Source organism: Microcoleus sp. B3-D2 (assembly GCF_036705345.1).
Taxonomy (GTDB): Bacteria; Cyanobacteriota; Cyanobacteriia; order Cyanobacteriales; family Microcoleaceae; genus Microcoleus.
In genome coordinates, this window is record NZ_JAUBUG010000092.1 from 1 (window position 1) to 23,231 (window position 23,231).

Consider the following 23,231-nt stretch of genomic DNA (forward strand, 5'->3'; position numbering starts at 1 on the left):
GCACTTTATTCTCGCTCGCGCGCTCGAAACCTTTCGCGACGCAATATGCACTCGATTATTCAGCAAGCCCTAAATATGGGTTTGGGGCGGGTCGTCACCCCCCCAGGGCCGTGAGAGTTTATTTATATGCCAATTATTTAATTATTCAATGCCAAGAAGCAGCAGTGAGAATATCACCAAAAACCTGGGAAGAAATAGAATCGCGGATGTTGGTAGTTCCAGATAATTCTACCCTTTGAGATTCTAGATACGGTCCTGGACGCACTCCGACTCCTCGAAACCGGGTTTTTTTCCTAATCTGCTGGTTGCAACGCGTCTTTTCGTAAAAACCCGGTTTCTGGACACCTGGTTCTCTTCAGCTTCAAATCTCGCCCTTCACCTGCATCTGATGTACCTTATCTGCCAATTCTTGCAAGCGCTTTTCGTCCAACTCGTCAATCGCCAGCATCCCGACATAAATGATTTCCTTCAGCGTTAGTCGGGTTGCTAGCGCCTTTTTCTGCACAATTTCCTTGATGATGGGGCTCACCCCGATGGCGGTACTGGCTCTAGTCACAAAGGTAACGGGAGATTAACAACTTTGACTAAATCTTAGCACCTTTAAGCTGAGCTTTTAGCTGCGATGCAAAGTGCTTAAGCGCGTCTTGACAAGACGAAACACAAGGGTTTATAGTGGAAACGTGGAAAGGTCGAGCGCCTACTCCTCAATAATCTCCACCAAGTCCTCAATCATCACATCAAACGCCCGCGCTAACTTGTACAGGGCGGTAAAGTCAACCATTGATATTTCTGAACGACGAGCATAGCTGGTTATGGTGCTATAGATCACGCCCGATCGCTCAGCTACCTCCTTGAATGTCCAGCCCCTCTCGGCCGCTAGCTCTCGCACTTTAACTCTGACTAAACCCATACTTGACAAATAATGCAGTTGCGTTTTAAGATAATTGCATCTGAAAAAGCGATCGCCCTCCGGCGTAGAAAACTAAAGGCCGATCGACCTATTCCTCCAAAACCTCAACCAAATCCTCAATCATCACATCAAAAGTCCGAGCTAACTTCCGCAGGCAAGTAAAGTCAACCATTGCCATTTCTGGACGACGAGCATAGCTTCTGACAGTGCTATAAATTACCCCTGAACGATCGGATACTTCCTTAAGCGTCCAGCCCTTCTCCGCCGCTAATTCCCTAATTTTTAGCCTGACTAAACCCATGCTTGACAGTTGATGCAATTCTAAGGTTGACCCACCATGATATCAGAAAATCACTCAAAATCGTGGTCGATCGGCTACTCCTCCAAAACCTCAACCAAATCCTCAATCATCACATCAAAAGTCCGAGCTAATTTCAGCAGCAAAGTAAAGTCAACCGTTGTCAGCCCTGGACAGCGAGCATAATGCTTAACCGTGTTGTATACCACCCCAGAACGTTCTGAAACTTCCTTGAATGTCCAGCCTTTCTCTGCTGCTAGTTCTCTGACTTTAATTCTTACTAAACCCATGCTTGACAATGGGTGCTATAACACCTTACAATAAATTTATCTAAAAAGCCGATCGCCCCCCGGCCTGGAAAACTAAAGGGCGATCGTTTTCAAAACTTAAATAGACAGTTACTAGCTGTCTGACTTAGTATGATAGCATCATCCCAGCTAAAATCAAGCACTTTCGCCTGCTCCAAAATAATTCACAAATCTCCCATCCTGCATCCGCTGGCGAGATTTGTCACAGAAGAAACAGTCGCACTGCTGTTCAATATCGCAGCAGACGAGATTTACCGCATTGAATGCTGTCGTTACATGGTGTACGTGCACGCCAAAGGCATCAGCCGGTTTGTCAGCTACGCCGATTTTCCCCCGATTGTCCGAGTAAATGCGATCGCACCTCAAGATTTTGGCAGATGGTACAAACGCTGGAAAAGCAAGCAAGCACCAGCATTTTGGACGAAATTCTACACCCACAAGTTCAAAAAAGCTGTTTCAGTTGACAGCTTGCTGGAGTGGGGCCAACTGGTAGCTACTGTTAAATCGGTCATTTCTGGGGCGGCGCTGCAACAGCTACGAGATGTTTATGCTCAAGAAAAAGATTTGATGGAGAAATTTTAAAGTGCGATCGACTTAATCCTACTTGAACTTTCAATTAAATTTTAAAACACTTCATCCTCGATACCCAGCCACCATTCCCCCAGATTCATTAAATCTTTGTGAAGGTCAGTAAGTTCTGTCATATACTCTTCAGCAGAAATCTCCGATCGCCTTTCTTGCAATTTTTTCAGCCGCAGTTGCACCAACAGCCAAGGTTTGGAAATCCCGTCCTTTGCTTCGATATATTTGGCTAGATCTTTGCTGTCCATAGTTATTGTTATTTGTTATTTGTTATTTGTTGGTAGGTGGACTGGTATTATACCAACTTTGAAATCCCTTTAAAAAAACCTCATTTTTTCCCGTCGCTTTTAACCGATATTTTGAACCCTTCTCCAGAACAGGCAAGATGCCTGTTCCACAAAACATCAGGTTGCTTGTGGGGTGGGCATCTTTGCCGCCGGAAAACATCCTTTACCTGTAATCCGAAGTCTGAATATTCTTGAGCTTCGCAGCATATTTCATGCCGTATTCCGGGCGACAGAAGCGATCGATTTGAGACTCAAAGAAAGCTCGATTTGCCTTCAAATGCTTTGGATTTGGGTCATCTAAAGGATACAAAAGAGCAGTCCGCAAAGCTTGAATCACCGCCGAAGTAACGCAGTACATCGATCGCTGAAATGTCACCCCAATTTGATTAAGGATATCATCTTCGCCGCGACAGCGCTGTTTGTAGAAATCCATCAAATACGGCGGCAGGAAATGCAGCATATCTTGTGCTAGCAAAGTCGGCGGAATCCCCGCCGTACCTACCGGGAATTTGTCTGCATACAAAACTCCGTAGTGGAAGTCTTTTTGATCGTCAGGAACTTCCTTAGCTTGAGCGTTGTAAGATTTGGTGCCTCGGAACGGCGAAGTGCGATAAAATACAGCTTCCACGTAAGGTAACGCTGCTTCGTAAAGCCAAGTGAAACCTTTAGATTTCGGGATGATTTCGTAGGTTTCGCCGTCGATTTGAACGTGGTGGTAAATCGGACGACCGGCGATCGCAAATATGCCATTTACTAGGAAATCCATCGCCTGCGGGACTGTCGTAATTTTCCCTTCGTCGTACAAGTCGGAAACCTCAAAAAACACCGGCGCCATGACTTCCCAGAATAAACCGAGATTGCTGTAATAAGACATTTGGCGGCACTGTTCTAAAAACATTTCTGGAAATGCTTTGTGAAGTCCCAGCATGAACGGGTTTTTTTTGAAGTAAGCTTTAATTGCCCGATCGGCATTAGCCTTATATTCGTCACTGTCCAAATAAGGATCGAATTGATTTGTCGGCACGTACAAACCCCGGTGCCAAAGCATTGACCTCATGCACTCTTCGGCAAATTCCATGTTAATGCGATCGTGCCACAAATGGTGAAACAGCCGCGGCATTTTACCCGTTTCACCCTTCTGCATGAACTCCAAAAGTTCCGGGTGAACACTTCCAGTCCCGCGCCAAATCCGCAAATCTGCACCGTCGCCTGCATAGTGATTTTGCAAGTCTAAATACTCCTGCGGCAAGAAGTATTTAAAGAAAGGAAGCGGGTGTAAAAATACCCGTTCGGCGATGTAAAGCAAATCCCGCCAGTAGAAATCCATCGGCACTGCGTAAGCTTTCCAGATAGCGATGATTTGCATCAGATTTTCCGGCGTATCTGGAATCATCGCGCCGCCAGCTTCCAGCCTGTGAATTACTTCGGCAAATTGGTGCTTGGAAGGAGGTAGTTTAGTTGCTGGTTTATTAGGGGTTTGTACCATTGTTTCTTCCTTTGATTGAGTGAATCTAAATATTTTGAATTATTGCAAAAAGCTGCGATTCTTTAACTTCCAGGAAGATCCTGGGAACCGATATCCAGGCCCGCGAGCCGTAAAGTTGGAGGCAGAGCCTCCGGATCTGCGTTACCAGGCAGAGCCTGGTAACGAGTAGATTGTTAGTCTGCAGAGGCGGACTTCGTTTGTGTAGACGCGATTTGCATAGCCGACTGTTCTAGGGGATAGCTAATAGCTATTTGGGTATTTCTGACCGCTGGCAGAGTAGCAAAGATCGCATTTGTAGTTGATTCGCTCCACTTGAGCAGCCAAGCAGGTTGAATCCCCAAAACAAAAATGATGCCCGCCAAAACCAGCGCCGGCATATTTTCACCAAACGTAACAGGAGGGTAGTAAGCCGTGGCATTGTCCAACTTCCCAAAACAAGTGCGGTTGAGCAGAATCACAAAGTAAACTGCTGTTAAACCAGAAGCTAAAATGCACAGTAAAGTTGGAATTGGAAAGATCGAGAAACTGCCTTGAAACACTAAAAATTCAGCAACAAAACCCACCAAACCCGGAATTCCGGCGCTTGCCATGCCGCCCAAAACTAACAGGGAACTGGCCGTGGGTAAACCCCGCATCGGGTTCATCAAGCCGTTGAGTACGTCCAAATCCCGCGTGCCAACTTTGGTTTCGATGATACCTACCAAATAAAACAGCAAAGCTAAAATTAAGCCGTGGCTTACCATTTGCCCGACAGCACCGATTAATGCCAGCTTCGTACCCGCCGCGCAGGCAACGAGGATGTAGCCCATATGTCCGATCGAACTATAGGCTACCATGCGCTTGATGTCTTTTTGGGCGATCGCGCTCAAAGCACCGTACATCACGCTCACAGTCCCGATAATCGCTAAAGCGGGAGCTATAATCGACCAAGTTTCGGGAAACATCTGCAGGCCGAACCGCACTAAACCGTAAGTTCCCAACTTCGCCAGAATCCCTCCCAGCAAAATGGCTGTTGCTGGCGAAGCTTCGACGTAAGCATCCGGCAGCCAAGTGTGCAGCGGCACTAAAGGAATTTTAATTCCCAACCCAATTAGCAAAATTGTTAGCAGGATTAACTGCAAATTTATCGGCAATTCTTGAGTGGTAATCGCAGTGTAATCGAAATTTAAAGACCCACTCAGCCAAGCAACACCCAAAAATGCTGCTAGCACTAAAAGTCCCGAAACAGCCGTGTAGATCAAAAACTTCATGGCAGCGTATTCTCGCTGCTTTCCGCCCCAAATCGCAATCAACAGGTAAAAAGGAATTAATTCTACTTCGTAAAACAGTACAAACAGCAGCAAATTTTGAGACATCAAAGCTCCGGCAATACCAGCATTGATTAGCAAAATCAAAGCGTAGTAAAGCTGGGGGCGCTCCATCTTTTCGCCAGTGCCGTAAATGACTAATAGCGTCAGCAAAGCACTTAAAACCAGCAGCGGCAAGGACAAGCCGTCAATGCCCAAGTTGTAGCTCAAACCTAATTGTGGAATCCAAGGCAAATATTCTTGAAATTGCAGTCCCGAATTGGCTGGATCGAATTGAGTCAACAGCCAGATATTCAAAATGAAAATAGCTGCCGCAAAAGCCGAGGCTATTGAACGCAGACGCATTCCATTGATATTTCCGGGCAGGAACCCGACTACCGCAGCGCCCAACGCGGGCAACCAGAGCAAGGCACTAAGCATAATGTGTGAAGTGAAGAGTGAAGAGTGAACAATCTATTTTGCAGCCTCTTGTATTTGATAATTTGAGAGTTTAGATGTTAAACTTTTTCCCAATTATCAATTCCAAATTTCATCACGACTCAGAAAGAATAGTGACTCGGCCCGTGTCTAAATCGTAATACCCACCCACAACTTTCAGTTTATTCTCCGCAATTAACTTAGAGATAACTGGAGAGGCTTTCAACTTGTTAGCTTGGAGCACAACATTGGCTTTTGAAGCATTTTCTAGCTTGTCGCCCGTTTGGTTTTTCGAGCTTTCTACAGCAGGCTTAATGGCGTCGAGCAAACTGCCAATCTGACCGGGAACTTGAGCTCCTTTAATGGTTGCGTCTACCGCACCGCAACGTTTATGCCCGATTACCACAAGCACTTTTGCTCCCAATACCAGCGTGCCAAATTCCAGGCTGCCAATTTCTTCGGGAGTAGCAACATTTCCGGCCACGCGACAGACAAATAAATCTCCCAATCCTTGATCGAAGATAATTTCGGAAGGAAAGCGGGAATCTGCACAGCCGAGAATAGCAGCAAAGGGTTTTTGAGCTACGGCAACTTCGAGAAGGCGAGGTAAGTCTTGGTTGGGACTTTGGCGTTTGCTGTCAACAAACCGTTTGTTTCCGTCGATTAACTTTTGGAGAGCTGCATCGGGAGTCAAGTCAGCTTGAGCAATTGCTGGTTCGGGTGCAGCCAAATCAGCGCCTGCTCGTGCTGCGAGTATCCCTGTACCAATGGCTCCTGCGACAAATTTGAGTGAATTGCGCCGGGAAAGATTGAATTTGCTGTTATTTGAGTTCATTGATGTTGCCTTGTTGTATCTAGTTTGAAATCTTTGTTCAAGACTTCATGTTTTTAAGATTTTAGATTAAAACTGTCACCTAAAATCTTCAACCTTATATTTCTTTACCCGCCCACAATCAGCGACAATCGAGCTAGCAAAGGCCAGCTTACCAGCAGTCCCAAAAGTGCTACTCCCAACAGAATTGTCAGGGCGTAAAACTGAGTTTGACCCGTAACGTTGTATTTGAGGCTCTGCCCGCCGAAAACCGTTGCAAAACCGATTAAGTTCACGAATCCGTCAACAATATTGCGATCGACCCAGGAGATGATTTGCGAAACCAAACCAACTGCAAATATCACTGTCACGCGGTAAAGTTTGGCGGTGTAAAAGTCGTAAGCAAAAAAGTCTTGCAGGGCTTGAGAACCGATTCGCACCGGTTTTTCCCATTTCTCGTTCAGGTAAACAAATGCTCCTGCACCGATGCCGATCGCTGTTGAGAAAACTAGCAGTGCAGTGGCGGTATAATTAAAACTTGCCCCAGGCAAGACCTGCCACGTCGCCAGCAAGTGCGGAACGTGCAAAGTAAAGCCCATTAAAACAGTCATCGGCAAGATAAAAGGCCAGTGAACTTCCGGCGAACGTTCGGTCATTTGCTTTGGTTTGCCGCCGAAAACTAAACCGAAGACGCGCACCAAGCCAAAAGCAGTGACGCCGTTTACAAACAGCACTATTCCTAACAAGAAAGGGTGAGTTTGCCAAAGCCCGGATGTGAAGTCTTCTAAAGCCCAGAAACAGCCGAAGGGCGGCAGTCCCACCAATCCAGCGCTACCGACAATAAACGATATCGCTGATATTGGCCGCTTTCCCCACAAACCGCCGAGAGCTCGGACATCCTGAGTGATGCTGTTCCAAACTACCGAACCGATGCTCATCACCAGCAAACCCATTGCGAAGGTGTAGGCAAATATCAATGTCAGGGCTGTCTGGGCTTGTTCGGTACCGACGGCGATAAATACTAAGCCCATGTAAGAGCTGACTATATAGGAAAGCGTGCGCTTAATGTCAATTTGGGCGATCGCAATTAATGAAGCACCCACCGCCGTCGCAGCACCCACAGCAATAGTTGCCGTCATCCCAATCGGCGACAAAGCAATCACCGGTTGCAACTTAATTAATATCCAAGCACCAGTTTCCACAACTACGGTGTTCCGCAAAATCGTCGCCGGCAGCGGGCCTTCCATCGCCTCATCTAGCCACAGGTGCAAGGGAAACTGAGCACACTTACCCATCGGGCCGGCAATCAAAGCTAAAGTCAGCAGTGTCGCTACAGTGGGGTCAAGCTTTGCAGTCTGGGCCCAAACAGCCAACTCGTCAAAATTCCAAGTTCCAGCCAGCGGCAGAATCGCAACTACTCCCATCAGCAGGAATAAATCTCCCACGCGCTTGGTTAAGAAAGCGTCGCGGGCTCCTGTCACCACCAAAGACTGATTGAACCACAGCCCGACTAGCAGGTAAGTACCCAAGGTGAGAACTTCCAAAATCATGTAGCTGAAGAACAGGGAGTTGCACAGTACCAAGCCGCACATCCCCGCTTCAAACAGCCCCATCAGAGAAAAGAACCGAGCCCAGCCCCAGTCCATTTCCATGTAACCGAAAGCATAAACCTGCGCCAGCAAGTTCAGTCCGGTAATCAAAACTGTCGCCCCGACGGTGACAGCAGAGATTTCAATCGGAATGGTTAAGTCTAAACCTGCTACATTCAGCCAGGGAATGAACTGATGCCCGGCCGGTTGGTTCCAGATAGCTGTGAGGGCGATGACGCCGTGTAAGAAAGCGAACAAGGTTAATATGGCGTTCACGTAACCGGATGGTCTTGGCCCCGTGCGGCGGGTAACTGCCGGAAACCACAGCATCGACAGAACTCCGCCGATAAGTGGATAGCAAGGTATAAACCAAACGGTCTGGACTAATATTTGATCCATTGGCATTACCTGTAAAGGTTACAAAAATTTAAAATTATGAGAATAATTCCGATCGCGCTGACGACAGCACTCAAAAGCCAGAAGGCAGAAGTAAAGAAAATTTGGGGGTTTGCCTCTGAGTTGGTTCCCGTCGTCAAACCGAGCGCTTCAGAATCGACTTATTAATTTTATATTAAGCATTACGTTAAATTTTCATATTTCTGATTCAGCATATCTATATGAATCAATAAATTTCACTTATAGGTATTTATAGGGGGGGGATTGTCTACAAAAGAATATTTGTCGGTCGCACATCTTGCACCATTTTGATGAACAGGCCCGAAAGCCTGTTCCACTCATAGTTCAATTTTTTTTGTGGGGAGTAAGGGTTGGGGAGGAGATCCCGCCCGTGAAAGCCTTATTTAGAAGAGGCTTTCCGGCTTGTTCCACTCATAGTTCAATTTTTTTGTGGGGAGTAGGGGGTGGGCAGGAGAGCCCGCCCCTGAAAGCCTGATGCTCTAAAAGTTTAAAACCGCTCAATGTCCCAAGCTGATTCGGGCAGTTTGGCTTGGCGCTGTCCCATCGACCTTGCCCTAACATTCAAAAGACCGATCGGCGTATTAAACAAATCTACCAGATCGGCTCGGGCGATCCTCTTCGAGGGCTTCGCTAACGCACTTTTGGCAGCAGCAACCGGAAATTCCTTTAACAGCCACCTAGCCAGCCGGTAAAAATATTCCCCTGTTGTGAATTCTCGCATCAAATCGACACCGTGGAGTTCGTGCAAATATTTATTAGATTCGCCGTACCGATACCATTGACTTTGCAACTGTTTTATGGTGGAACGGTGGCGGTGTCGGACGATCGCATTTTCGGCAAAATACATTTTATAGGATGTTTCCCGCAAAATCCGCCAACACAAGTCAGCATCGCCGCCACTGGTGAGGTAAGGGCGAAATAATCCTATTTGTTGTAAAACTAGCCTCCTTACAGCTAAGTTGGCGGTTTGACCGTAGGGACAAAAAGGATGAGCGAGAGTATGTTTTTGAGATAAAGTATTTTGGCGATCGGCGTGCTGTTCTAAAATAGTTTTACCGGGCAATGCGAGTATTTCCCCAGCGCTAATTCCTACTTCTAAGTCAACAAATGGCTTAACTAAATTTTCCAGCCAGCCAGATTCCGGGCGACAGTCTGCATCGGTAAATGCAATGATTTCGCCTGTGGATGCGCGAATTCCTTGATTGCGGGCGGCGTAGGAACTTTGAATCTGATTTTCAGTGAGGTGGCGAATGGTTATTTCATTGAAATTGCTTCCTCCCTTTACCAAAGGGGGGAGTGAGGGGGGGTTAGAGGCTGCTGTTTGGAGGATGGTTGAAGTGCGATCGCGACTTTTGTTGTCTACTAAGAGATATTCTACTCTGTGTGGCGGATAAGTTTGTGATCGCAGGCACTCGATCAACTCCGGCAAATCCTTCTCGCCGTTGTAAACAGGCACAACCACCGAAACCTCCGGTAAAAACGTTTTAGTCATTCACAAACAACCGTAAACGATAGCATAACTAATATTGAGTAAGATTAAAAGAACCGCGAAGGTGCTAAGGACGCTAAGGAAGATAAATAAGCAAATTTAGTTCTTACTTTGTCCTATAAGCGTCTTGGCGGTTCTTCAAATAATTAAAAAGCGTTATTAAGTTCCATTGCATTAACGGGGATATAACTTGTCAAACTTATAACTTCGGACCCTTAAACAGGCAAGATGCCTGTTCCACAACTGCATTCAGTTCTTGTGGAACAGGCATCTTGCCTGTTTCTTTCCAATAGTAGAAAATATCTCTTACATCCCCTGTGCAACCTGTCACCCAATCCGTTCTCAACTGTTCCCCGTCAACATCAAAATCATTAAAACTAACACCCCGTTAGTTAAATAAAAGATTCCCACAACCTGAGTTTCCAACCAGCCGCACAGTTCTAGATGATGGTGGAGTGGAGCCATTCTTAACAGACGCTTGCCGATTCCATCAGGCCCTTTTGTAGCTTTGTAATAACCTACTTGAGCAATTACTGACAGCGTTTCAATAAAGAAAATCCCGCTGATAATTAATAATATCCAAAGGCTATTTGTTAATAAAGCTACCGCACCCAAGGCACCGCCCAAAGCTAAAGCACCTGTATCGCCCATAAACACCTTGGCTGGATTGCGGTTGTGTGCTAAAAAACCGAGACAACTGCCGCTGGTGCAGGCGCAAAATATCATTAATTCTGGCGAAGTTGAGGCTACAGATGCGCCTAATCCCAAAAGTGCGATCGCGCCCAAACCGCCCATCAATCCGTCAACGCCGTCAGTAATATTAGTAGCGTTGCTTTCAGCTACCAGCACAAAACCCGCCAGCGGCCAAAACAGAAAACCTAAAGGCAATACCCAACCGAAAGGCAAAGCAATGCTCGTAGAAATACCTGGTTCGCGGAACATCAGCCACAGACAAAATAGAGCTGCAAAACCTATTTGCAAAGCCAATTTCATCCGAGGTGAAATACCTTTATTCGACTTGAGGCGCAGAATTTGCCAGTCGTCTATCCAGCCGATGAAACCGTAAGCTAAAGTTAAAGCCGATACGGCAACAACATCTGAGTTAAATCTAGACCAAAGCAAAGCTACTGCGACTCCTGCTGGCACAAAAAAGATGCCTCCCATTGTCGGCGTTCCCGCCTTTTTTAAATGAGCTTGGGGGCCGTCTTCGCGAATTATTTGTCCTGCTTTTAGTTGCTGGAGTAAAGGCACAACTACACAGCCCACACCCGATGCAACTACAGCACAAACAGCTAGTGGCATAAATAGCGATGCAGGCGTATTTAAAAGTCTACCCGCTGCTACATCTAAACCGATCGCTACAATGCCGAGCCCCAAACTCAGCAGCAGGAATAAATTCCTGCCTGTAAGTTTGAAAGGCATAGTAAAAGGGATTTTCTCATCCACAAAGTTATCCATAACACTCCTCACCACACACTATTTGAGAATAAGCAATTGAAAATTGGGGAATAGGGTGCGATACAGGAGACTGAGAAATCTCTTAGTTTTTCTTCCCTGTTTCCGGTTGATTCCTTCACCCTTCTACCAGTTATTCTTCCCCTACACTCACATCATCTTCTACTTCATCTTCTAAATCATCGTAAGGACTGTCGTCAACTGCCATAAGTTCAGAAATTTCTTCTTCGTGCAGATAGTCGGGTTCTTGGACATCCCTTGCTAACAGGCGATTGTTAGATTCCAACCAGTCTAAAAGAGAAGATTGCTGCTTTAATGGAATTACATCCGCAGGCAAGTGGCGAGGTATTTGACGCAGAGATGGGTTGTACATGATTCTTGGTTTTTAAAGACAAAGACGCGATCGAGTGGAGGTAACGTTTTGCCGACGGGCTGCTGCTTCGATCGAGCACTTGCCAATCGGGCATTTAGCAAGGCTAAAGCATTATACCACAGGCACTGTTTGGTTCCGGATCGGATAAGATGGGAGACCCAAAAGGCGATCGCCCCCCAGCATGGGCGTCAGGATAACACTAAAATCCGCTCTTGCCAATCCTTCTTTAGCCCTAAGCATTTTAATCCGAGACGATCGTCTTTAAGATATCGCGGGACACGCGGCGATCCTATTCTGCAAGCTTCGCTAACGGCAAGGGGTTGATTCACAACAGTCTCCTGGTTTTTCATCAAAGCCTTAGCCCGAATGCCCTCTGGCTTCTTCAGTCAACTCTCAAGCAATAAATCTCAGAATGGATATAACGGCAGCGGTTTTATACAACAAAGAGGGTTACCACACCGGAGGGAAAAAACTTCTGGGGCGTCATTCAGCCGGAGAAGGGTTTCTCAAAAGCTTAGTCCAACACGGAACCGCTGACTCTCTCTACTGTTGCGCCGATAGCGCAACAACCTTTAAGGAGTTTTGTTCGCACATCCAACCTTGGCTGCAAAAACCTCGGAAAGTTCGCTGGATTCCCATGGAACGACCGGATTTGCTATCTCAACCGGGCACAATTTACCGACCCGATCCGGTTTTGTCGCAGATGGTGTGGGCGCGCAGATTTGTCGATCAGCGGGCCTACAGCGTTTGCGGCGTTACTCACACGATCGGTACAAAATACATCATGGAGGCGATCGGCGATTTGATAACCGCACCCATGCAGCCTTGGGACGCCCTGATCTGCACCTCTGCAGCCGTGAAAACAGCAGTAGAAGGAGTTATGAGGGAGTGGTCTGAATATTTAGCCCAGCGGAACGGCGGTAAACCGGAAATTTTGGTTAAATTCCCCGTTATTCCCCTAGGAGTCGATTGCAGCGCGTTTCCGCAGGGTGTGGAAGCAGTTAATAGTCGCCGCCAACTGCGACAAGAATTCGGCATTTCTCCCGAAGATATTGTTGTGTTATTTGTCGGTCGATTGACTTTTTCTGCAAAAGCTCATCCGGTACCCATGTACATCGCCCTAGAACGGGCATCACAACAGACAAAAGCCAAGATCCACTTAATTCAAGCCGGTTGGATCGAAGATCCGAGAGAAGAACCCGACTTTAAAAATAGCGCACAAATATTTTGTCCGTCGGTGAATGCTATTTTTTTAGATGGGAGACAGCCCGAAATTAGAATAAATATTTGGTCTGCAGCCGACATTTTCATTTCGCTGTCCGACAACATTCAAGAATCCTTCGGACTGACACCAATAGAAGCCATGGCGAACGGACTGCCGGCCATAGTCTCCGATTGGAACGGATACAAAGAATCTGTACGCCACGAAATAGACGGCTTCCGCATTCCCACACTCATCCCGCCCCCGGAATCTTGTTTAGATTTAGCCCTAAATTATCTTGACGGCAGCTTAAATTGGCCGACTTACATGGGTCACACTTCCCTCGCCACAGCAGTTGACATTGATGCTTGCACCCTGGCATTGTGCCAATTAATTGAAAACCCCGAATTGAGAAAGCGGATGGGGGAAAATGCGAGACAAAGGGCGAGGGAAATTTATGATTGGAAAGTAGTAATTGCTGCTTACGAACAATTGTGGCAGGAATTAGCAGAGATTCGCCTTGCGGCACCGGAGTCAGCACCTTTAAAACCCGGGAAGCCGCCTTATCCCCTAGGCGACGATCCGTTTCGGGTATTAGGTAATTATGCGACTAGAAGTTTAAGCAATGAGATGATGCTGAGTCTGGGTGCGATCGCCACACCAGAACTTCTGACAGAGTTGCAAACAATTTGGTTTACCAACTTCGGTCAGGACAGAAGAATCTCTGTTAACATTCAGATAGAGATATTGGATGCGATCGAGCAAAAGGGTGCTGTCAGCGTTGGAGAAGTTCTCAGGCGTTATACCAAAAACGACCAAGAATTAGCAGCCCTGTATCGGACTCTGCTCTATCTGGTGAAATTTGGTATCTTAGTTATTAGTTGTTAATAGTCTGCGGACTCGGCGATTAAAATTGCTACTACACAAAATTTCGTCCCTCTCGCTTGAGACTGAAGAAAAGATCGGTCTGACTTTTGCCTGAAGTTCGATAATTAATCCGTGTATTCGTGTCAAAATCCGTGTTCTTCGTTCTTAAAAAATTATGCTTAGAAAATCTGCACTATTAGAGATAATTGCTGGTAAGAATCGCGGTTTGCTGGCGAGTCCCAGCGACAAACAAGCGATTTTAAGTGCGATCGCCCAATTGGAAGATTACAACCCCACACCGCGCCCTGTCGAAGCTGCAGAGCTTTTAAATGGTGATTGGCGGTTATTGTACACCAGCAGCCGCGAACTGCTGAATCTTGACAGTTTTCCCTTGGTGAAATTGGGTCAAATTTATCAATCTATCCGCGTCAAAGAATCTAAAGTTTACAACATTGGCGAACTTTACGGCTTGCCTTATTTGGAAGGAATTGTCAGTGTAGCGGCGAGATTTGAGGCAACTTCCGAACGCCGAGTGCAGATCAAGTTTGAGCGGTCGATTTTCGGTTTAAGCAGGTTGATTGGCTATGAATCTCCGGTTAAGTTTATCAATGAGATTGAGTCGGGGAAAAAGTTCGCTGCTGTAGATATCGGGCTGGATACTCGCGAACAGCAGGGATGGCTGGATATCACTTATTTGGATAAGGATTTGCGGATTGGGCGGGGGAATAAAGAAAGTGTTTTTGTCTTGACAAAACAGTGATTTTGTGATGTGTGATTAAGTGCGATCGCAATTTCATCGGCGTTTATCCGCGTTCATCTGCGGTTGAAAAAATAAAATCTATTACTTTAACAAACATTTCAAGACTGCATAAGTATTGTTACTCCGTCAGTTTTGTCTGTTCTTTCTTTTCCGTCGGCATTGACTTTCTGACAGCTAGCACCAACTCCGCTTCGCTACATCGATACAAATCTCGCATTCGGAATACTTGCCAAACTTCCATCTTTGGCAAGGTTCGGCTTTTTTCCCAGTTGCGAATAGAAGACTCCGCGCATTCTAGTTCCCGTGCTACGTCTAAGATTGTCAGCCCTGCACGTTCTCTCAAGGCTCTCAAATCCATAGCTGAATAAACCTTTTAATATAGTAAGTGTCAATATTTAGCGCCAAGTATTGACACATGAGGTGAGTTTGGTGTTTAATCATAGTAGTAGAGGCGTTAGTCGATTTCCGGCAAGAGACTTACTAACGCCCTTTCCTGTAGCCCATAGAGGATACTAAACCATCATGCCACAAAACGGTTATCAACAGGGATTCGCAGCGAATCCTGGGGCGATCGCGTACCAAAAACGGCTGTACCCTTGGGCGATCGCCAAACTCATGCCCAGTATGCAGCGGGCGATTGTGGGGCGATTTCGCAGTCGATCGGATGCTGACGGACACTTGCTGTGCCTGCGTCAACTGATGCCTCAAGCAACGCTTGTCGTAGTCTTTGACTTGCAACCAGACTAAAAGTAGGATTAACCCCCCGTGGTTGCCCCTCTAAGAGTAAGGTAGACACGGGGGCATTACCCATGCAAGTTGTTCACAATTCATACAGGATTGCTATATATATTTAAGTTAGTTACTCATTATCAGATATTTGATTTCCCCAAGCTTCACAGTTATGGTAAATTCTCACAAATCATATAGGCTTGCTATATGATTTGTGAGTAAATTAAGATCGCCCGTTAATCCAAAACAATATAACTGAAGTACGCACGAGCGCAGCTATCCCGTAGGGAATCGCCTACAATAGAATCAACACTTCTCCTCTCAAGCGCCATGCAAATTGTTTTGTCACCTGAAGTCGAAGCCCTCGTGCAGCGTCAACTCACGACTGGCAAATACAAAAGTGCGATCGAAGTCATCCTCGCAGCCATTCAACTCCTCGAACAACAAGAAGACATTTATCAAGGACGACTGCAAGAACTTCAACGAGACGCAGTGATTGGCCAGCAAGCATCCCAACGTGGTGAAGTCGTAGACGGTGCAATCGCAATCGCACAAATTCGCACCAACCTGCGATCGCGCTACAGTTCATCACAAGCATGACTGCACAATTTCTTCTTACTCAAGCCGCAATTCAAGACATCGAGCAAATGGCAGACTACACCGCTCGTAAATCTTTATTTTTTAGTCTCAATCGAGAGAAAGTTCGTTTGTATAGTAGCGGTTTCAACCGCCGTGTTTTATTGTAATAATTACTATCACAAAACCCTACCCCAAACCCACAATATCACACCAAAAAAATGCTCCGACTCTCGCAAACCCAACTCAAAATCCTCGAAGAATGCCCCCGCAAATTCCAACACAGCTACCTAGAACTACTCGCCACCACCGCCTCCCCAGAACACAAAGAAAAACTCACATGGGGAAGCCACTTTCACCTATTAATGCAGCAGCGAGAACTCGGACTTCCCCTTGAATTTATCATCCAACAAGACCCCGAACTGGGACGCTGTGTGGAAGCATTTATCAATGCCGCACCCGAACTTTTCGCCGATTCAGAAAATAGCGACAACATTTTTCGCCAAGCGGAACACCCCCGCACCCTAATTTTCCAAGACTACCTATTCACCGTTATCTATGACTTGCTAATAGCAGAACCCAACGCCGCCCAAATTCTCGACTGGAAAACCTATCCCCGCCCTCAAAAATCAAAATGGATAGCTGAAAGTTGGCAAACTCGCCTCTATTTATACGTCTTAGTAGAAACCAGCGACTATTCCCCCGAACAAGTTTCCATGACATACTGGTTCGTACAATTGCAAGGAGAAGAACCGCCGCAAAAACTCACATTTTATTACAGCAAAACAGAACACGATCGCACAAAACAAGATTTAACCCACCTATTGCAGCAGCTAACCGACTGGCGACAGCGCTATACCGAAGGCGGCGAATTCTTACCCCAAGTAGAAATTAGTTCCAATCTTTGCGATTCCTGTCAATTTGCCACTCGCTGCAACCGCACAACAGACAACACAGCTTTCTTACCCAATCTTGCAGCAGAAACTCCCACGGATTGGCTACCAAATCTTGCTATAATCGACGAAATATTTATTTAATATATAAACAAACCCCCCAAATTTTACTCGTTACTAGGCTCTGCCTAGTAACGCAGATAGGGAGGCTATGCCTCCAATTTTCCCGATCGTAAGCGAGGCACAGCCTCTGGAAATGGGTTCCCAGGCAGAGCCGGGGAACCAGTGACTCGCTTAAGTTTTATTTAACATACAAACAAGCCCCTAGATTCATCTGTAGTCACAATCTAAAATCTAAAATCTAAAATCTAAAATCGAATGGCAGAAACCCCTCAAAACTGGCAAAATCAACCCTTACCCCAACCCCCAGCTTGGCTGATCCAAGCTGTCAGAAACCATGCACCAGAACTCCCCGGAAACTATGCCGCTGCACTTCTCTGGTATAGAGGAATTCAGAATCCCGAACAAATACCCGGTTTCTTAAATCCCCAACTTTACCAACCAGCAAGTCCCTTTGAATTCGGACTAGAAATGAACTGGGCGATCGAAAGAATCCAGCAAGCACGAAACAGCGGCGAAAAAGTCGCAATTTGGGGAGACTTCGACGCCGACGGCATTACCTCAACTTCCGTACTTTGGGACGGACTGGGAGAATTTTTTGCTCACAACGACCAACTAATTTATTACATTCCCAACCGCTTAACCGAATCTCACGGACTCAACATTCCGGGAATAAATGCCTTAGCCAAATCTGGAATTAGCTTAATTATTACCTGTGATACTGGCAGTACAAACATCGCCGAAATCGAATATGCCACCAGCTTAAACATCGATACAATTATTACCGACCATCATACATTACCAGACGATCGCCCGCCAGCTACAGCCATTATCAATCCCCGCTACTTTCCCCCAAACCACCAACTATTTAACCTCTCTGGAGTTGGAGTAGCCTACAAATTAGTTGAAGCACTATATCACACATTACCGGATATTCCGCAGCGCCCGCTCACAGATTTATTAGAATTAGTAGCGATCGGCTTAATTGCCGATTTAGTCCAACTTACAGGAGACAGCCGCTATCTAGCACAAATCGGCATCCAACAACTGCAAAAACAAATCGCAAATCCCACCCGCCCGGGAGTTGCAAAATTGCTCGAACTGTGCAAAAGATCGGGCGATCGCCCAACCGACATTTCCTTCGGCCTCGGCCCCCGAATCAACGCCGTCAGCCGCATTCAAGGTGACGCAAGCTTCTGCGTAGAACTCCTCACCAGCCGCGACAAAAAACGCTGCGAAGAACTAGCAAATTTAACCGAAATTGCCAACAGCAGACGTAAATCTTTACAAAAAGATGTTGCCAAAGATGCCGCCAACAAACTCGCCAAACTGGACCTTTCAACTACTAGCGTCATTGTCCTCAGCGACCCGCAATGGCCCGTAGGTGTATTAGGATTAGTAGCGGGACAAATCGCCCAAGAATACGGCCGCCCCGTGATTTTATTCAGCACAGAAGGAAGCGAAAAAATTAATGAAAATTCCCCGGAAATGCAATTTACCTCCTTCTTAGATTCAGAATCACCAACACTTTCCCCATCCAAAATTGCCAGGGGTTCCGCCCGTTCCGCCAATCAAATCGACCTTTACCAATTAGTCAAAGACCAAGCGCATTTATTGCACAGATTTGGCGGTCATCCCTTCGCCGCCGGATTGAGTCTCCCCGTTGAAAATATCCCCCTATTTACCGATGCAGTTAATCAGCAACTGCGACAACAATACAGCACCGATAGTTTAACAGCCGCCCCCATTCAATCCGACCTAAAAATTACTGTCTCCGAATTAGGCAAGGACTTATTTCAAGAATTAAAATTGCTCGAACCTTGCGGTATGGGTAACCCCGCCCCAAAATTGCTGATTGAAAACTGCTGGTTTGACAATCTGTGGAATCAAAAAATTAAGGATTTGAAAGGGCAAAAAGTAGAATATATCAAAACAGAATTTACAATTAAGGACGAATCTAGCGATACGGGATTTCCCGGCATTTGGTGGGGACACAATCAAAATGAAGTTCCCCAAGGCCGCTGCGATGTCACCGTTGAACTCGATTTTAATACTTACAAATCGCGGTATGAAGTGCGCCTCGTATCAGTGCAAGAACGCACGGAAGACAACCAAATAAATTCTCAGACTCCAATAGATTGGATTGTAGACTGGCGCAATAGAAATAACGATGATGAGTTATTAGGCGCTAGCACAAACTTAGAATCTCCAATGCCGATCGACAATCTAGTTGACAATTCCGAAAAGGTCGATCGCGAAAACTCGATCGTCCTCAAAGAATGCCCCGCAAGCTGGGACGAACTGCGGATCTGGTTTCGGCAAGCACAGTACACTCAGAAAAAACTCGCGATCGCCTACACATTACCCCCCCTCCTACCCCCACAGCAAATCTGCCAACAGCTAATCGGCATCGCCAAATACCTCAGCCGCACCAACAAACCCGTCACCAGACAGCAACTCCGCCAAAAACTCGGCATCAGCGACACATCGCTGCAACTAGGGTTCAAAACCTTAACATATCTCGGTTTCCAAATCCATTACCGCGATCGAGCTTTCCACATCGCCAGAAAACCCGAAACCGCACAGCAGCAAGACGCGCCCGATCAAATGCCCAAACCCTTATTAGATAGCCAATCCATTCAATTCTCAGTGCCAAATTCCCCGATTGCCGCGCGTTTTGCAGCGCAATTCCTAGCAGCAGTCTCCGAAGAACAATTCCGGCGGAAATATTTCTGTGAAGTACCCCTCTCAACAATTCAATCGATCGCCCGAGAGACCGTTTTCCAAGAAGATTCTACAGCAAATCCCTTCTAACTGATATCTGCCACCATTGTTAAGCACAGGCAGGATGCCAGTTCCGCCCATGAGATAACTTTTATTGTAGGGCCCGCGCTCGCTCGCGCCGGTGGGGCGGGCTTTTTGGCCTGTGAAGCGAGAGAGGTTTTTGTAGATGTCGCTTAACAGGCCTATTCCTGACACGGAGACAACATCTCAGTTCTAAGAAATATCTGAGTTCTGAATTCATCCCGATAAAATAAGGCATAGGGCCATGGGAGTTATCCGTTGCGAGTCAGGCCCAAAACTTATAACTCCTAACTCACAGCCCAAAACCCAAAACTCCCCACCGCCAAACTCGATCGCCCATCTCCAATTTTAAACCCCTATGCTTCTCTGTCCCCGCTGCCAATTTGAAAATCCCAATCCAAACAAGTTTTGTCAACAATGCGGAAATTCCCTAATTTACAAACCTTGCCACGAATGCGGTGCCCAAGTCGCTTTTAGCGCCAAAGAATGTCAGAATTGCGGCGTCGCAACAGGTCAAGTGTGGCGGGCCATTATCTGCGGTCGATCGAATTTTCCAGCAGTCGAGCCAGACGAGTCAACCCTACCTCCAGCCGAGTTTCCGCAAAAACCAGACATCGTTCCACAAACTACATCGCCCCAAAACTCTGCTGAACCAATCACAGACAGCATTAAAACAGAAATAACCACTGACGCACCCCCAATAGCCGTCGAACTAACTTCTCCACAGCCAAGCGACGGCGAATTCAGCAGCAGAGAAATTGACCCTGTGGTAGCCGTGGGGGCGATCGCACCAGCATCCTTTCCAACAACAGAAAAAAGCTCTACTACAGCACCAGAGCGCGAAATAACCCCATCTGAGCCGAATTTTACAACCGCAGCACCACAGCCTAAACAAATCCACGAAGCTACCGAGAACCCCGACAGCCCAAACATAGCTGACACCTCCCCTCCATCTCCAGAATTCCCCGTCCCCAATTCAGAATATTTAATCCCTTCCCAGCAAGCAGGAGCTTATTTAGACACCCAGCAGCGCTACCAACTCCTAGAAACCGTGCCGCCGAGAAAACGCTCAGACACAGTAGCAGTAACAGTATTGGACTGTCAGCCGCTGGAAATGTCACCCCTCAAAGCCATGCTAGCAGCCAACTCTGCCAGCGTCGCCAGACGAACATCCCCCTATAGCGCAGCAATCAAACGCGGAGAAAATTCAACCAATTCCGCCTTAGCAGAGCTTTGCCAAGGCATAGCTGAACCTTATCTGGCACTCCGGTGGCAATTCTCTCAAAACCTGCCAGTCATTCACGATAGCTGGTCAGACAACGAACAGGCAGTGCTGCTGCTAGAAGACTGCTCCCAATGGCCGCTGCTGGTAGAACGGTGGACTCAACCCGAAACTTCCACCCAGCAAATTTTATACTGGCTGCACGAAATGACAGAACTGTGGGCTGCCCTAGAACCCTGGCGCTGTCGGCAAAGCTTGTTGGAACTGACAAATTTGCGAGTTAACCCCGACTCTTCCTTTTCCTTGGCTTCTTTGCGGCTGCAATACCTCTATCCCGAACCCGCCGGCTCAAACCTGCAATTGGTAGATTTGGGGCAACTGTGGCAGGTGATATTTAGCCAGTCCGATAGTCGCACTCAGTTTGGCGCCTTGCTCGAACTGCTGCAACAAATGTACAGAGGCGAGATTAACACAATCGAAGAATTGCGATCGCGCCTAGAAACTGTTCCCCTCGAACTCCAACCCGCACCTTCACCAAGCTTAACCCCGACGCGCGGGCCTTTCCGCAGCCCAGACCAGTCCCCCCCCGACGTTGGCGAGGTCTTAACCCAGCCCATGCCCGTCCAGATTTACAGCTTAGAAGACGCAGGTCTCACCGATGTTGGCCGCACGCGCGACCACAACGAAGACTTCTTCAGCATCTGGACTCAGCTCAACAAACTCGAAAGCTCCTTCGGTCGCATCTTTCAAACCAAAGGGCTTTACATTCTCTGCGACGGCATGGGCGGACACGAGAGGGGAGAAGTAGCCAGTCAACTAGCCGCTGAAACCCTCAGAGAATTTTTTCAAACCAGTTGGGAAAATCAGCTACCTCCTGCAGACACCATCCGCGAGGGAGTCCTGCTAGCCAACAAAGCCATCTTTGAAATCAATCAAAAGGACGGACGCTCCGGCAGCGCCCGCATGGGTACAACTCTAGTCGCAGTCTTAGTTCAAGACACCAAATTCGCCGTTGCCCACGTCGGCGACAGCCGCCTCTACCGACTGAGAAAGGGACAAACCCTAGAAAAAATCACCTCAGACCACGAAGTAGGGCAGCGCGAAATCAAGCGCGGGGTTGACCCGGAAACTGCTTATGCCCGTCCAGACGCCTATCAACTAACTCAAGCCATCGGCCCGCGAGACAGTAATTTTCTCAAGCCCGACGTGCAGTTTTTAGACTTGTGCGAAGATACTTTGTTGATTTTGGCCTCCGACGGTTTGACAGATAATGATTTGTTGGAAACTCACTGGCAAAACACTCTCGAACCTCTGTTCAATCCCCAAGCCGATCTCGACCAGGGAGTTGCCCAGTTGATTGAACTGGGTAACAAACGCAACGGTCACGACAATATCACGGCAATTATCATTCGGGCGCAGGTAGGCGCATTTCGATTTTAGAATTTGGATGCTCCAAACTTTTTCTTGGCGTAGCCCAAGCCAGCCGCTGCCAGAGTTAAACCTCGCATTGTTCCAGGTTCAGGAACAGCCTCGGAGTTTTCAGAGCAAGGCTTGACTTCCTCTGCTATTACATATCCGCTTTTGAGGTAGCTTCCGTTTGATTGGAAACCATTTTGCAGCCAGCTCATTCTAGATCCTGGCCCGTCGCTATTCCCAAATATGACCAGATTTGGAGGTGTTCGTATATTTCCAAATGCCCAATTTCCCGACAGATTGGGTTCTTCGGAACCGAAAGGGGAAAAACTTGCCGTAAGAACTTGTAATTGAGGTCGGTCAAACGGTGCCCACAAGAAAGGTGAAAGCCTTGTACCCCTGTCGCCAACTGTAGCCTGGGACAAGTTCCACAACACCCCGAGTAAATTTACCGCAAAATCCTGTACTAGAAACCATTTATCGCTGGCCTTAATTTCTAAAGGAGGTGTTCCCACACTTCTTGACGGAAAAATAGCTTCATAAGGAGTCGATTCATCATAGCTGAAAGAGCCTACAGCTACAGGAGTGTCGGTGTCCTGAAAAAAAGTTAATTTCACTGATGCAGCCTCTGCAGATTTGACTGCGGTCGCCCCCTATCCCAAAATAGCAGCAACAGCCATTTATTGTAAGTTTTTAGTCATTGTTATTCCGTCCTTAATTTTGATAGGATTAAGTAGAGATGCTTGGGTAAAAAGCTCGATTTATTTATCAGCAATAATAGGGAAAATATTTTACAAAAATGAGAAAGCAATAGCATCTTTATGCAACATTTAATAAAAAATAGACCTCTTGCAAAAAAGATATATGTTATAATCAGAAGTTTTAAATTTAGCCCCCTAGAGCTAACTCATAATTG

Annotated in this window: 25 protein-coding genes; 11 read left to right on the plus strand and 14 right to left on the minus strand. The window is 46.8% G+C overall.

Annotation, left to right across the window (positions count from 1 at the left end; all coding sequences use genetic code 11):
• Nucleotides 1-110: 110 nt before the first annotated feature.
• Nucleotides 111-239 (plus strand): NACHT C-terminal helical domain 2-containing protein, encoded by a 129-nt coding sequence (locus QUB14_RS28835; RefSeq protein ID WP_445251866.1) that lies wholly within the window; start codon nucleotides 111-113, stop codon nucleotides 237-239.
• 122 nt (nucleotides 240-361) lie between these two features.
• Here QUB14_RS28835 and QUB14_RS25190 read toward each other — a convergent pair whose 3' ends face one another.
• The 4 genes from QUB14_RS25190 to QUB14_RS25205 form a co-directional block, all read right to left on the minus strand.
• Entirely contained in the window at nucleotides 362-556 is a 195-nt protein-coding gene (locus QUB14_RS25190; RefSeq protein ID WP_333178469.1) for a hypothetical protein, read from the minus strand.
• 141 nt (nucleotides 557-697) lie between these two features.
• On the minus strand, nucleotides 698-910 hold the full coding sequence (locus QUB14_RS25195; protein ID WP_006631308.1) for a helix-turn-helix domain-containing protein: 213 nt from the start codon (nucleotides 908-910) through the stop codon (nucleotides 698-700).
• Between the two features lie 88 nt (nucleotides 911-998).
• Complete coding sequence (locus QUB14_RS25200; RefSeq protein ID WP_006631307.1) at nucleotides 999-1,211, minus strand: helix-turn-helix domain-containing protein; 213 nt, start codon at nucleotides 1,209-1,211, stop codon at nucleotides 999-1,001.
• A 74-nt stretch (nucleotides 1,212-1,285) separates the two neighbouring features.
• Nucleotides 1,286-1,498: a helix-turn-helix domain-containing protein gene (locus QUB14_RS25205; RefSeq protein WP_006631306.1), complete on the minus strand. Its 213-nt coding sequence runs from the start codon at nucleotides 1,496-1,498 to the stop codon at nucleotides 1,286-1,288.
• Nucleotides 1,499-1,627: 129 nt separating this feature from the next.
• On the opposite strand from QUB14_RS25205, the gene QUB14_RS25210 reads away from it, so the two are divergent.
• The gene (locus tag QUB14_RS25210) at nucleotides 1,628-2,098 is read left to right on the plus strand and encodes a hypothetical protein (RefSeq protein ID WP_333220432.1); all 471 of its coding nucleotides are present in this window, start codon (nucleotides 1,628-1,630) and stop codon (nucleotides 2,096-2,098) included.
• 41 nt (nucleotides 2,099-2,139) lie between these two features.
• Here the strand turns inward: QUB14_RS25210 and QUB14_RS25215 are convergent, their stop codons facing one another.
• From QUB14_RS25215 to QUB14_RS25235, 5 genes are all read right to left on the minus strand, one after another.
• Nucleotides 2,140-2,346: a hypothetical protein gene (locus tag QUB14_RS25215; RefSeq protein WP_172190588.1), complete on the minus strand. Its 207-nt coding sequence runs from the start codon at nucleotides 2,344-2,346 to the stop codon at nucleotides 2,140-2,142.
• A 202-nt stretch (nucleotides 2,347-2,548) separates the two neighbouring features.
• Nucleotides 2,549-3,871, minus strand: a complete 1,323-nt coding sequence (locus QUB14_RS25220) for a CO2 hydration protein (RefSeq protein ID WP_333220430.1) — start codon at nucleotides 3,869-3,871, stop codon at nucleotides 2,549-2,551.
• A gap of 173 nt (nucleotides 3,872-4,044) precedes the next feature.
• A complete protein-coding gene (locus QUB14_RS25225) occupies nucleotides 4,045-5,598 on the minus strand; it encodes an NADH-quinone oxidoreductase subunit M (protein ID WP_333220428.1) in 1,554 nt (517 codons plus the stop codon).
• 112 nt (nucleotides 5,599-5,710) lie between these two features.
• A complete protein-coding gene (locus tag QUB14_RS25230; protein WP_333220426.1) occupies nucleotides 5,711-6,430 on the minus strand; it encodes a carbonic anhydrase in 720 nt (239 codons plus the stop codon).
• A 104-nt stretch (nucleotides 6,431-6,534) separates the two neighbouring features.
• Entirely contained in the window at nucleotides 6,535-8,394 is a 1,860-nt protein-coding gene (locus QUB14_RS25235) for an NAD(P)H-quinone oxidoreductase subunit F (RefSeq protein WP_333220424.1), read from the minus strand.
• Nucleotides 8,395-8,430: 36 nt separating this feature from the next.
• Between QUB14_RS25235 and QUB14_RS25240 the strand changes: the two genes are divergently transcribed.
• Nucleotides 8,431-8,559, plus strand: coding sequence for a hypothetical protein (locus tag QUB14_RS25240; protein ID WP_333220422.1), 129 nt, complete (start codon nucleotides 8,431-8,433; stop codon nucleotides 8,557-8,559).
• A gap of 340 nt (nucleotides 8,560-8,899) precedes the next feature.
• Here the strand turns inward: QUB14_RS25240 and QUB14_RS25245 are convergent, their stop codons facing one another.
• From QUB14_RS25245 to QUB14_RS25255, 3 genes are all read right to left on the minus strand, one after another.
• Nucleotides 8,900-9,904, minus strand: a complete 1,005-nt coding sequence (locus QUB14_RS25245) for a glycosyltransferase (RefSeq protein ID WP_333220420.1) — start codon at nucleotides 9,902-9,904, stop codon at nucleotides 8,900-8,902.
• 339 nt (nucleotides 9,905-10,243) lie between these two features.
• A complete protein-coding gene (mraY, locus tag QUB14_RS25250; protein WP_333220417.1) occupies nucleotides 10,244-11,359 on the minus strand; it encodes a phospho-N-acetylmuramoyl-pentapeptide-transferase in 1,116 nt (371 codons plus the stop codon).
• A gap of 130 nt (nucleotides 11,360-11,489) precedes the next feature.
• Nucleotides 11,490-11,729 (minus strand): DUF3134 domain-containing protein, encoded by a 240-nt coding sequence (locus QUB14_RS25255; protein WP_333220415.1) that lies wholly within the window; start codon nucleotides 11,727-11,729, stop codon nucleotides 11,490-11,492.
• 412 nt (nucleotides 11,730-12,141) lie between these two features.
• Here QUB14_RS25255 and QUB14_RS25260 point away from each other — a divergent pair, with 412 nt between their 5' ends.
• Both QUB14_RS25260 and QUB14_RS25265 read left to right on the plus strand, forming a co-directional pair.
• Nucleotides 12,142-13,818, plus strand: coding sequence for a glycosyltransferase family 4 protein (locus QUB14_RS25260; RefSeq protein WP_333220413.1), 1,677 nt, complete (start codon nucleotides 12,142-12,144; stop codon nucleotides 13,816-13,818).
• Nucleotides 13,819-13,972: 154 nt separating this feature from the next.
• The gene (locus QUB14_RS25265; protein ID WP_333220411.1) at nucleotides 13,973-14,557 is read left to right on the plus strand and encodes a PAP/fibrillin family protein; all 585 of its coding nucleotides are present in this window, start codon (nucleotides 13,973-13,975) and stop codon (nucleotides 14,555-14,557) included.
• Nucleotides 14,558-14,675: 118 nt separating this feature from the next.
• Here the strand turns inward: QUB14_RS25265 and QUB14_RS25270 are convergent, their stop codons facing one another.
• Nucleotides 14,676-14,915 (minus strand): helix-turn-helix domain-containing protein, encoded by a 240-nt coding sequence (locus QUB14_RS25270; RefSeq protein ID WP_006631291.1) that lies wholly within the window; start codon nucleotides 14,913-14,915, stop codon nucleotides 14,676-14,678.
• 164 nt (nucleotides 14,916-15,079) lie between these two features.
• Here QUB14_RS25270 and QUB14_RS25275 point away from each other — a divergent pair, with 164 nt between their 5' ends.
• The 6 genes from QUB14_RS25275 to QUB14_RS25300 all read left to right on the plus strand — a co-directional run bounded on the left by QUB14_RS25275 (nucleotide 15,080) and on the right by QUB14_RS25300 (nucleotide 22,342).
• On the plus strand, nucleotides 15,080-15,304 hold the full coding sequence (locus QUB14_RS25275; RefSeq protein ID WP_333220410.1) for a hypothetical protein: 225 nt from the start codon (nucleotides 15,080-15,082) through the stop codon (nucleotides 15,302-15,304).
• A gap of 324 nt (nucleotides 15,305-15,628) precedes the next feature.
• Nucleotides 15,629-15,886 (plus strand): type II toxin-antitoxin system ParD family antitoxin, encoded by a 258-nt coding sequence (locus tag QUB14_RS25280; RefSeq protein ID WP_333297358.1) that lies wholly within the window; start codon nucleotides 15,629-15,631, stop codon nucleotides 15,884-15,886.
• The gene (locus QUB14_RS25285) at nucleotides 15,883-16,032 is read left to right on the plus strand and encodes a hypothetical protein (RefSeq protein WP_333220406.1); all 150 of its coding nucleotides are present in this window, start codon (nucleotides 15,883-15,885) and stop codon (nucleotides 16,030-16,032) included. The genes QUB14_RS25280 and QUB14_RS25285 overlap by 4 nt, the downstream gene beginning before the upstream one ends.
• A 51-nt stretch (nucleotides 16,033-16,083) precedes the next feature.
• Nucleotides 16,084-16,899, plus strand: a complete 816-nt coding sequence (locus QUB14_RS25290) for a PD-(D/E)XK nuclease family protein (protein WP_333220404.1) — start codon at nucleotides 16,084-16,086, stop codon at nucleotides 16,897-16,899.
• 234 nt (nucleotides 16,900-17,133) lie between these two features.
• Nucleotides 17,134-19,689, plus strand: coding sequence for a DHH family phosphoesterase (locus QUB14_RS25295; RefSeq protein WP_333220402.1), 2,556 nt, complete (start codon nucleotides 17,134-17,136; stop codon nucleotides 19,687-19,689).
• 349 nt (nucleotides 19,690-20,038) lie between these two features.
• Nucleotides 20,039-22,342, plus strand: coding sequence for a serine/threonine phosphatase (locus QUB14_RS25300; protein WP_333220400.1), 2,304 nt, complete (start codon nucleotides 20,039-20,041; stop codon nucleotides 22,340-22,342).
• On the opposite strand, the gene QUB14_RS25305 is transcribed toward QUB14_RS25300, so the two are convergent.
• Nucleotides 22,339-22,932, minus strand: coding sequence for a hypothetical protein (locus QUB14_RS25305; RefSeq protein WP_333220398.1), 594 nt, complete (start codon nucleotides 22,930-22,932; stop codon nucleotides 22,339-22,341). The genes QUB14_RS25300 and QUB14_RS25305 overlap by 4 nt on opposite strands.
• Nucleotides 22,933-23,231: the final 299 nt, after the last annotated feature.

What these genes read in the sequence shown, in the direction of transcription:
- QUB14_RS25195 (WP_006631308.1), bottom strand. Translation starts at nt 910, where the DNA reads ATGGGTTTAGTCAGAGTTAAAGTGCGAGAGCTAGCGGCCGAGAGGGGC.
- QUB14_RS25200 (WP_006631307.1), bottom strand. Translation starts at nt 1,211, where the DNA reads ATGGGTTTAGTCAGGCTAAAAATTAGGGAATTAGCGGCGGAGAAGGGC.
- QUB14_RS25205 (WP_006631306.1), bottom strand. Translation starts at nt 1,498, where the DNA reads ATGGGTTTAGTAAGAATTAAAGTCAGAGAACTAGCAGCAGAGAAAGGC.
- QUB14_RS25210 (WP_333220432.1), top strand. Translation starts at nt 1,628, where the DNA reads ATGATAGCATCATCCCAGCTAAAATCAAGCACTTTCGCCTGCTCCAAA.
- QUB14_RS25215 (WP_172190588.1), bottom strand. Translation starts at nt 2,346, where the DNA reads ATGGACAGCAAAGATCTAGCCAAATATATCGAAGCAAAGGACGGGATT.
- QUB14_RS25220 (WP_333220430.1), bottom strand. Translation starts at nt 3,871, where the DNA reads ATGGTACAAACCCCTAATAAACCAGCAACTAAACTACCTCCTTCCAAG.
- QUB14_RS25225 (WP_333220428.1), bottom strand. Translation starts at nt 5,598, where the DNA reads ATGCTTAGTGCCTTGCTCTGGTTGCCCGCGTTGGGCGCTGCGGTAGTC.
- QUB14_RS25230 (WP_333220426.1), bottom strand. Translation starts at nt 6,430, where the DNA reads ATGAACTCAAATAACAGCAAATTCAATCTTTCCCGGCGCAATTCACTC.
- QUB14_RS25235 (WP_333220424.1), bottom strand. Translation starts at nt 8,394, where the DNA reads ATGGATCAAATATTAGTCCAGACCGTTTGGTTTATACCTTGCTATCCA.
- QUB14_RS25240 (WP_333220422.1), top strand. Translation starts at nt 8,431, where the DNA reads ATGAGAATAATTCCGATCGCGCTGACGACAGCACTCAAAAGCCAGAAG.
- QUB14_RS25245 (WP_333220420.1), bottom strand. Translation starts at nt 9,904, where the DNA reads ATGACTAAAACGTTTTTACCGGAGGTTTCGGTGGTTGTGCCTGTTTAC.
- mraY (WP_333220417.1), bottom strand. Translation starts at nt 11,359, where the DNA reads ATGGATAACTTTGTGGATGAGAAAATCCCTTTTACTATGCCTTTCAAA.
- QUB14_RS25255 (WP_333220415.1), bottom strand. Translation starts at nt 11,729, where the DNA reads ATGTACAACCCATCTCTGCGTCAAATACCTCGCCACTTGCCTGCGGAT.
- QUB14_RS25260 (WP_333220413.1), top strand. Translation starts at nt 12,142, where the DNA reads ATGGATATAACGGCAGCGGTTTTATACAACAAAGAGGGTTACCACACC.
- QUB14_RS25265 (WP_333220411.1), top strand. Translation starts at nt 13,973, where the DNA reads ATGCTTAGAAAATCTGCACTATTAGAGATAATTGCTGGTAAGAATCGC.
- QUB14_RS25270 (WP_006631291.1), bottom strand. Translation starts at nt 14,915, where the DNA reads ATGGATTTGAGAGCCTTGAGAGAACGTGCAGGGCTGACAATCTTAGAC.
- QUB14_RS25275 (WP_333220410.1), top strand. Translation starts at nt 15,080, where the DNA reads ATGCCACAAAACGGTTATCAACAGGGATTCGCAGCGAATCCTGGGGCG.
- QUB14_RS25285 (WP_333220406.1), top strand. Translation starts at nt 15,883, where the DNA reads ATGACTGCACAATTTCTTCTTACTCAAGCCGCAATTCAAGACATCGAG.
- QUB14_RS25290 (WP_333220404.1), top strand. Translation starts at nt 16,084, where the DNA reads ATGCTCCGACTCTCGCAAACCCAACTCAAAATCCTCGAAGAATGCCCC.
- QUB14_RS25295 (WP_333220402.1), top strand. Translation starts at nt 17,134, where the DNA reads ATGGCAGAAACCCCTCAAAACTGGCAAAATCAACCCTTACCCCAACCC.
- QUB14_RS25300 (WP_333220400.1), top strand. Translation starts at nt 20,039, where the DNA reads ATGCTTCTCTGTCCCCGCTGCCAATTTGAAAATCCCAATCCAAACAAG.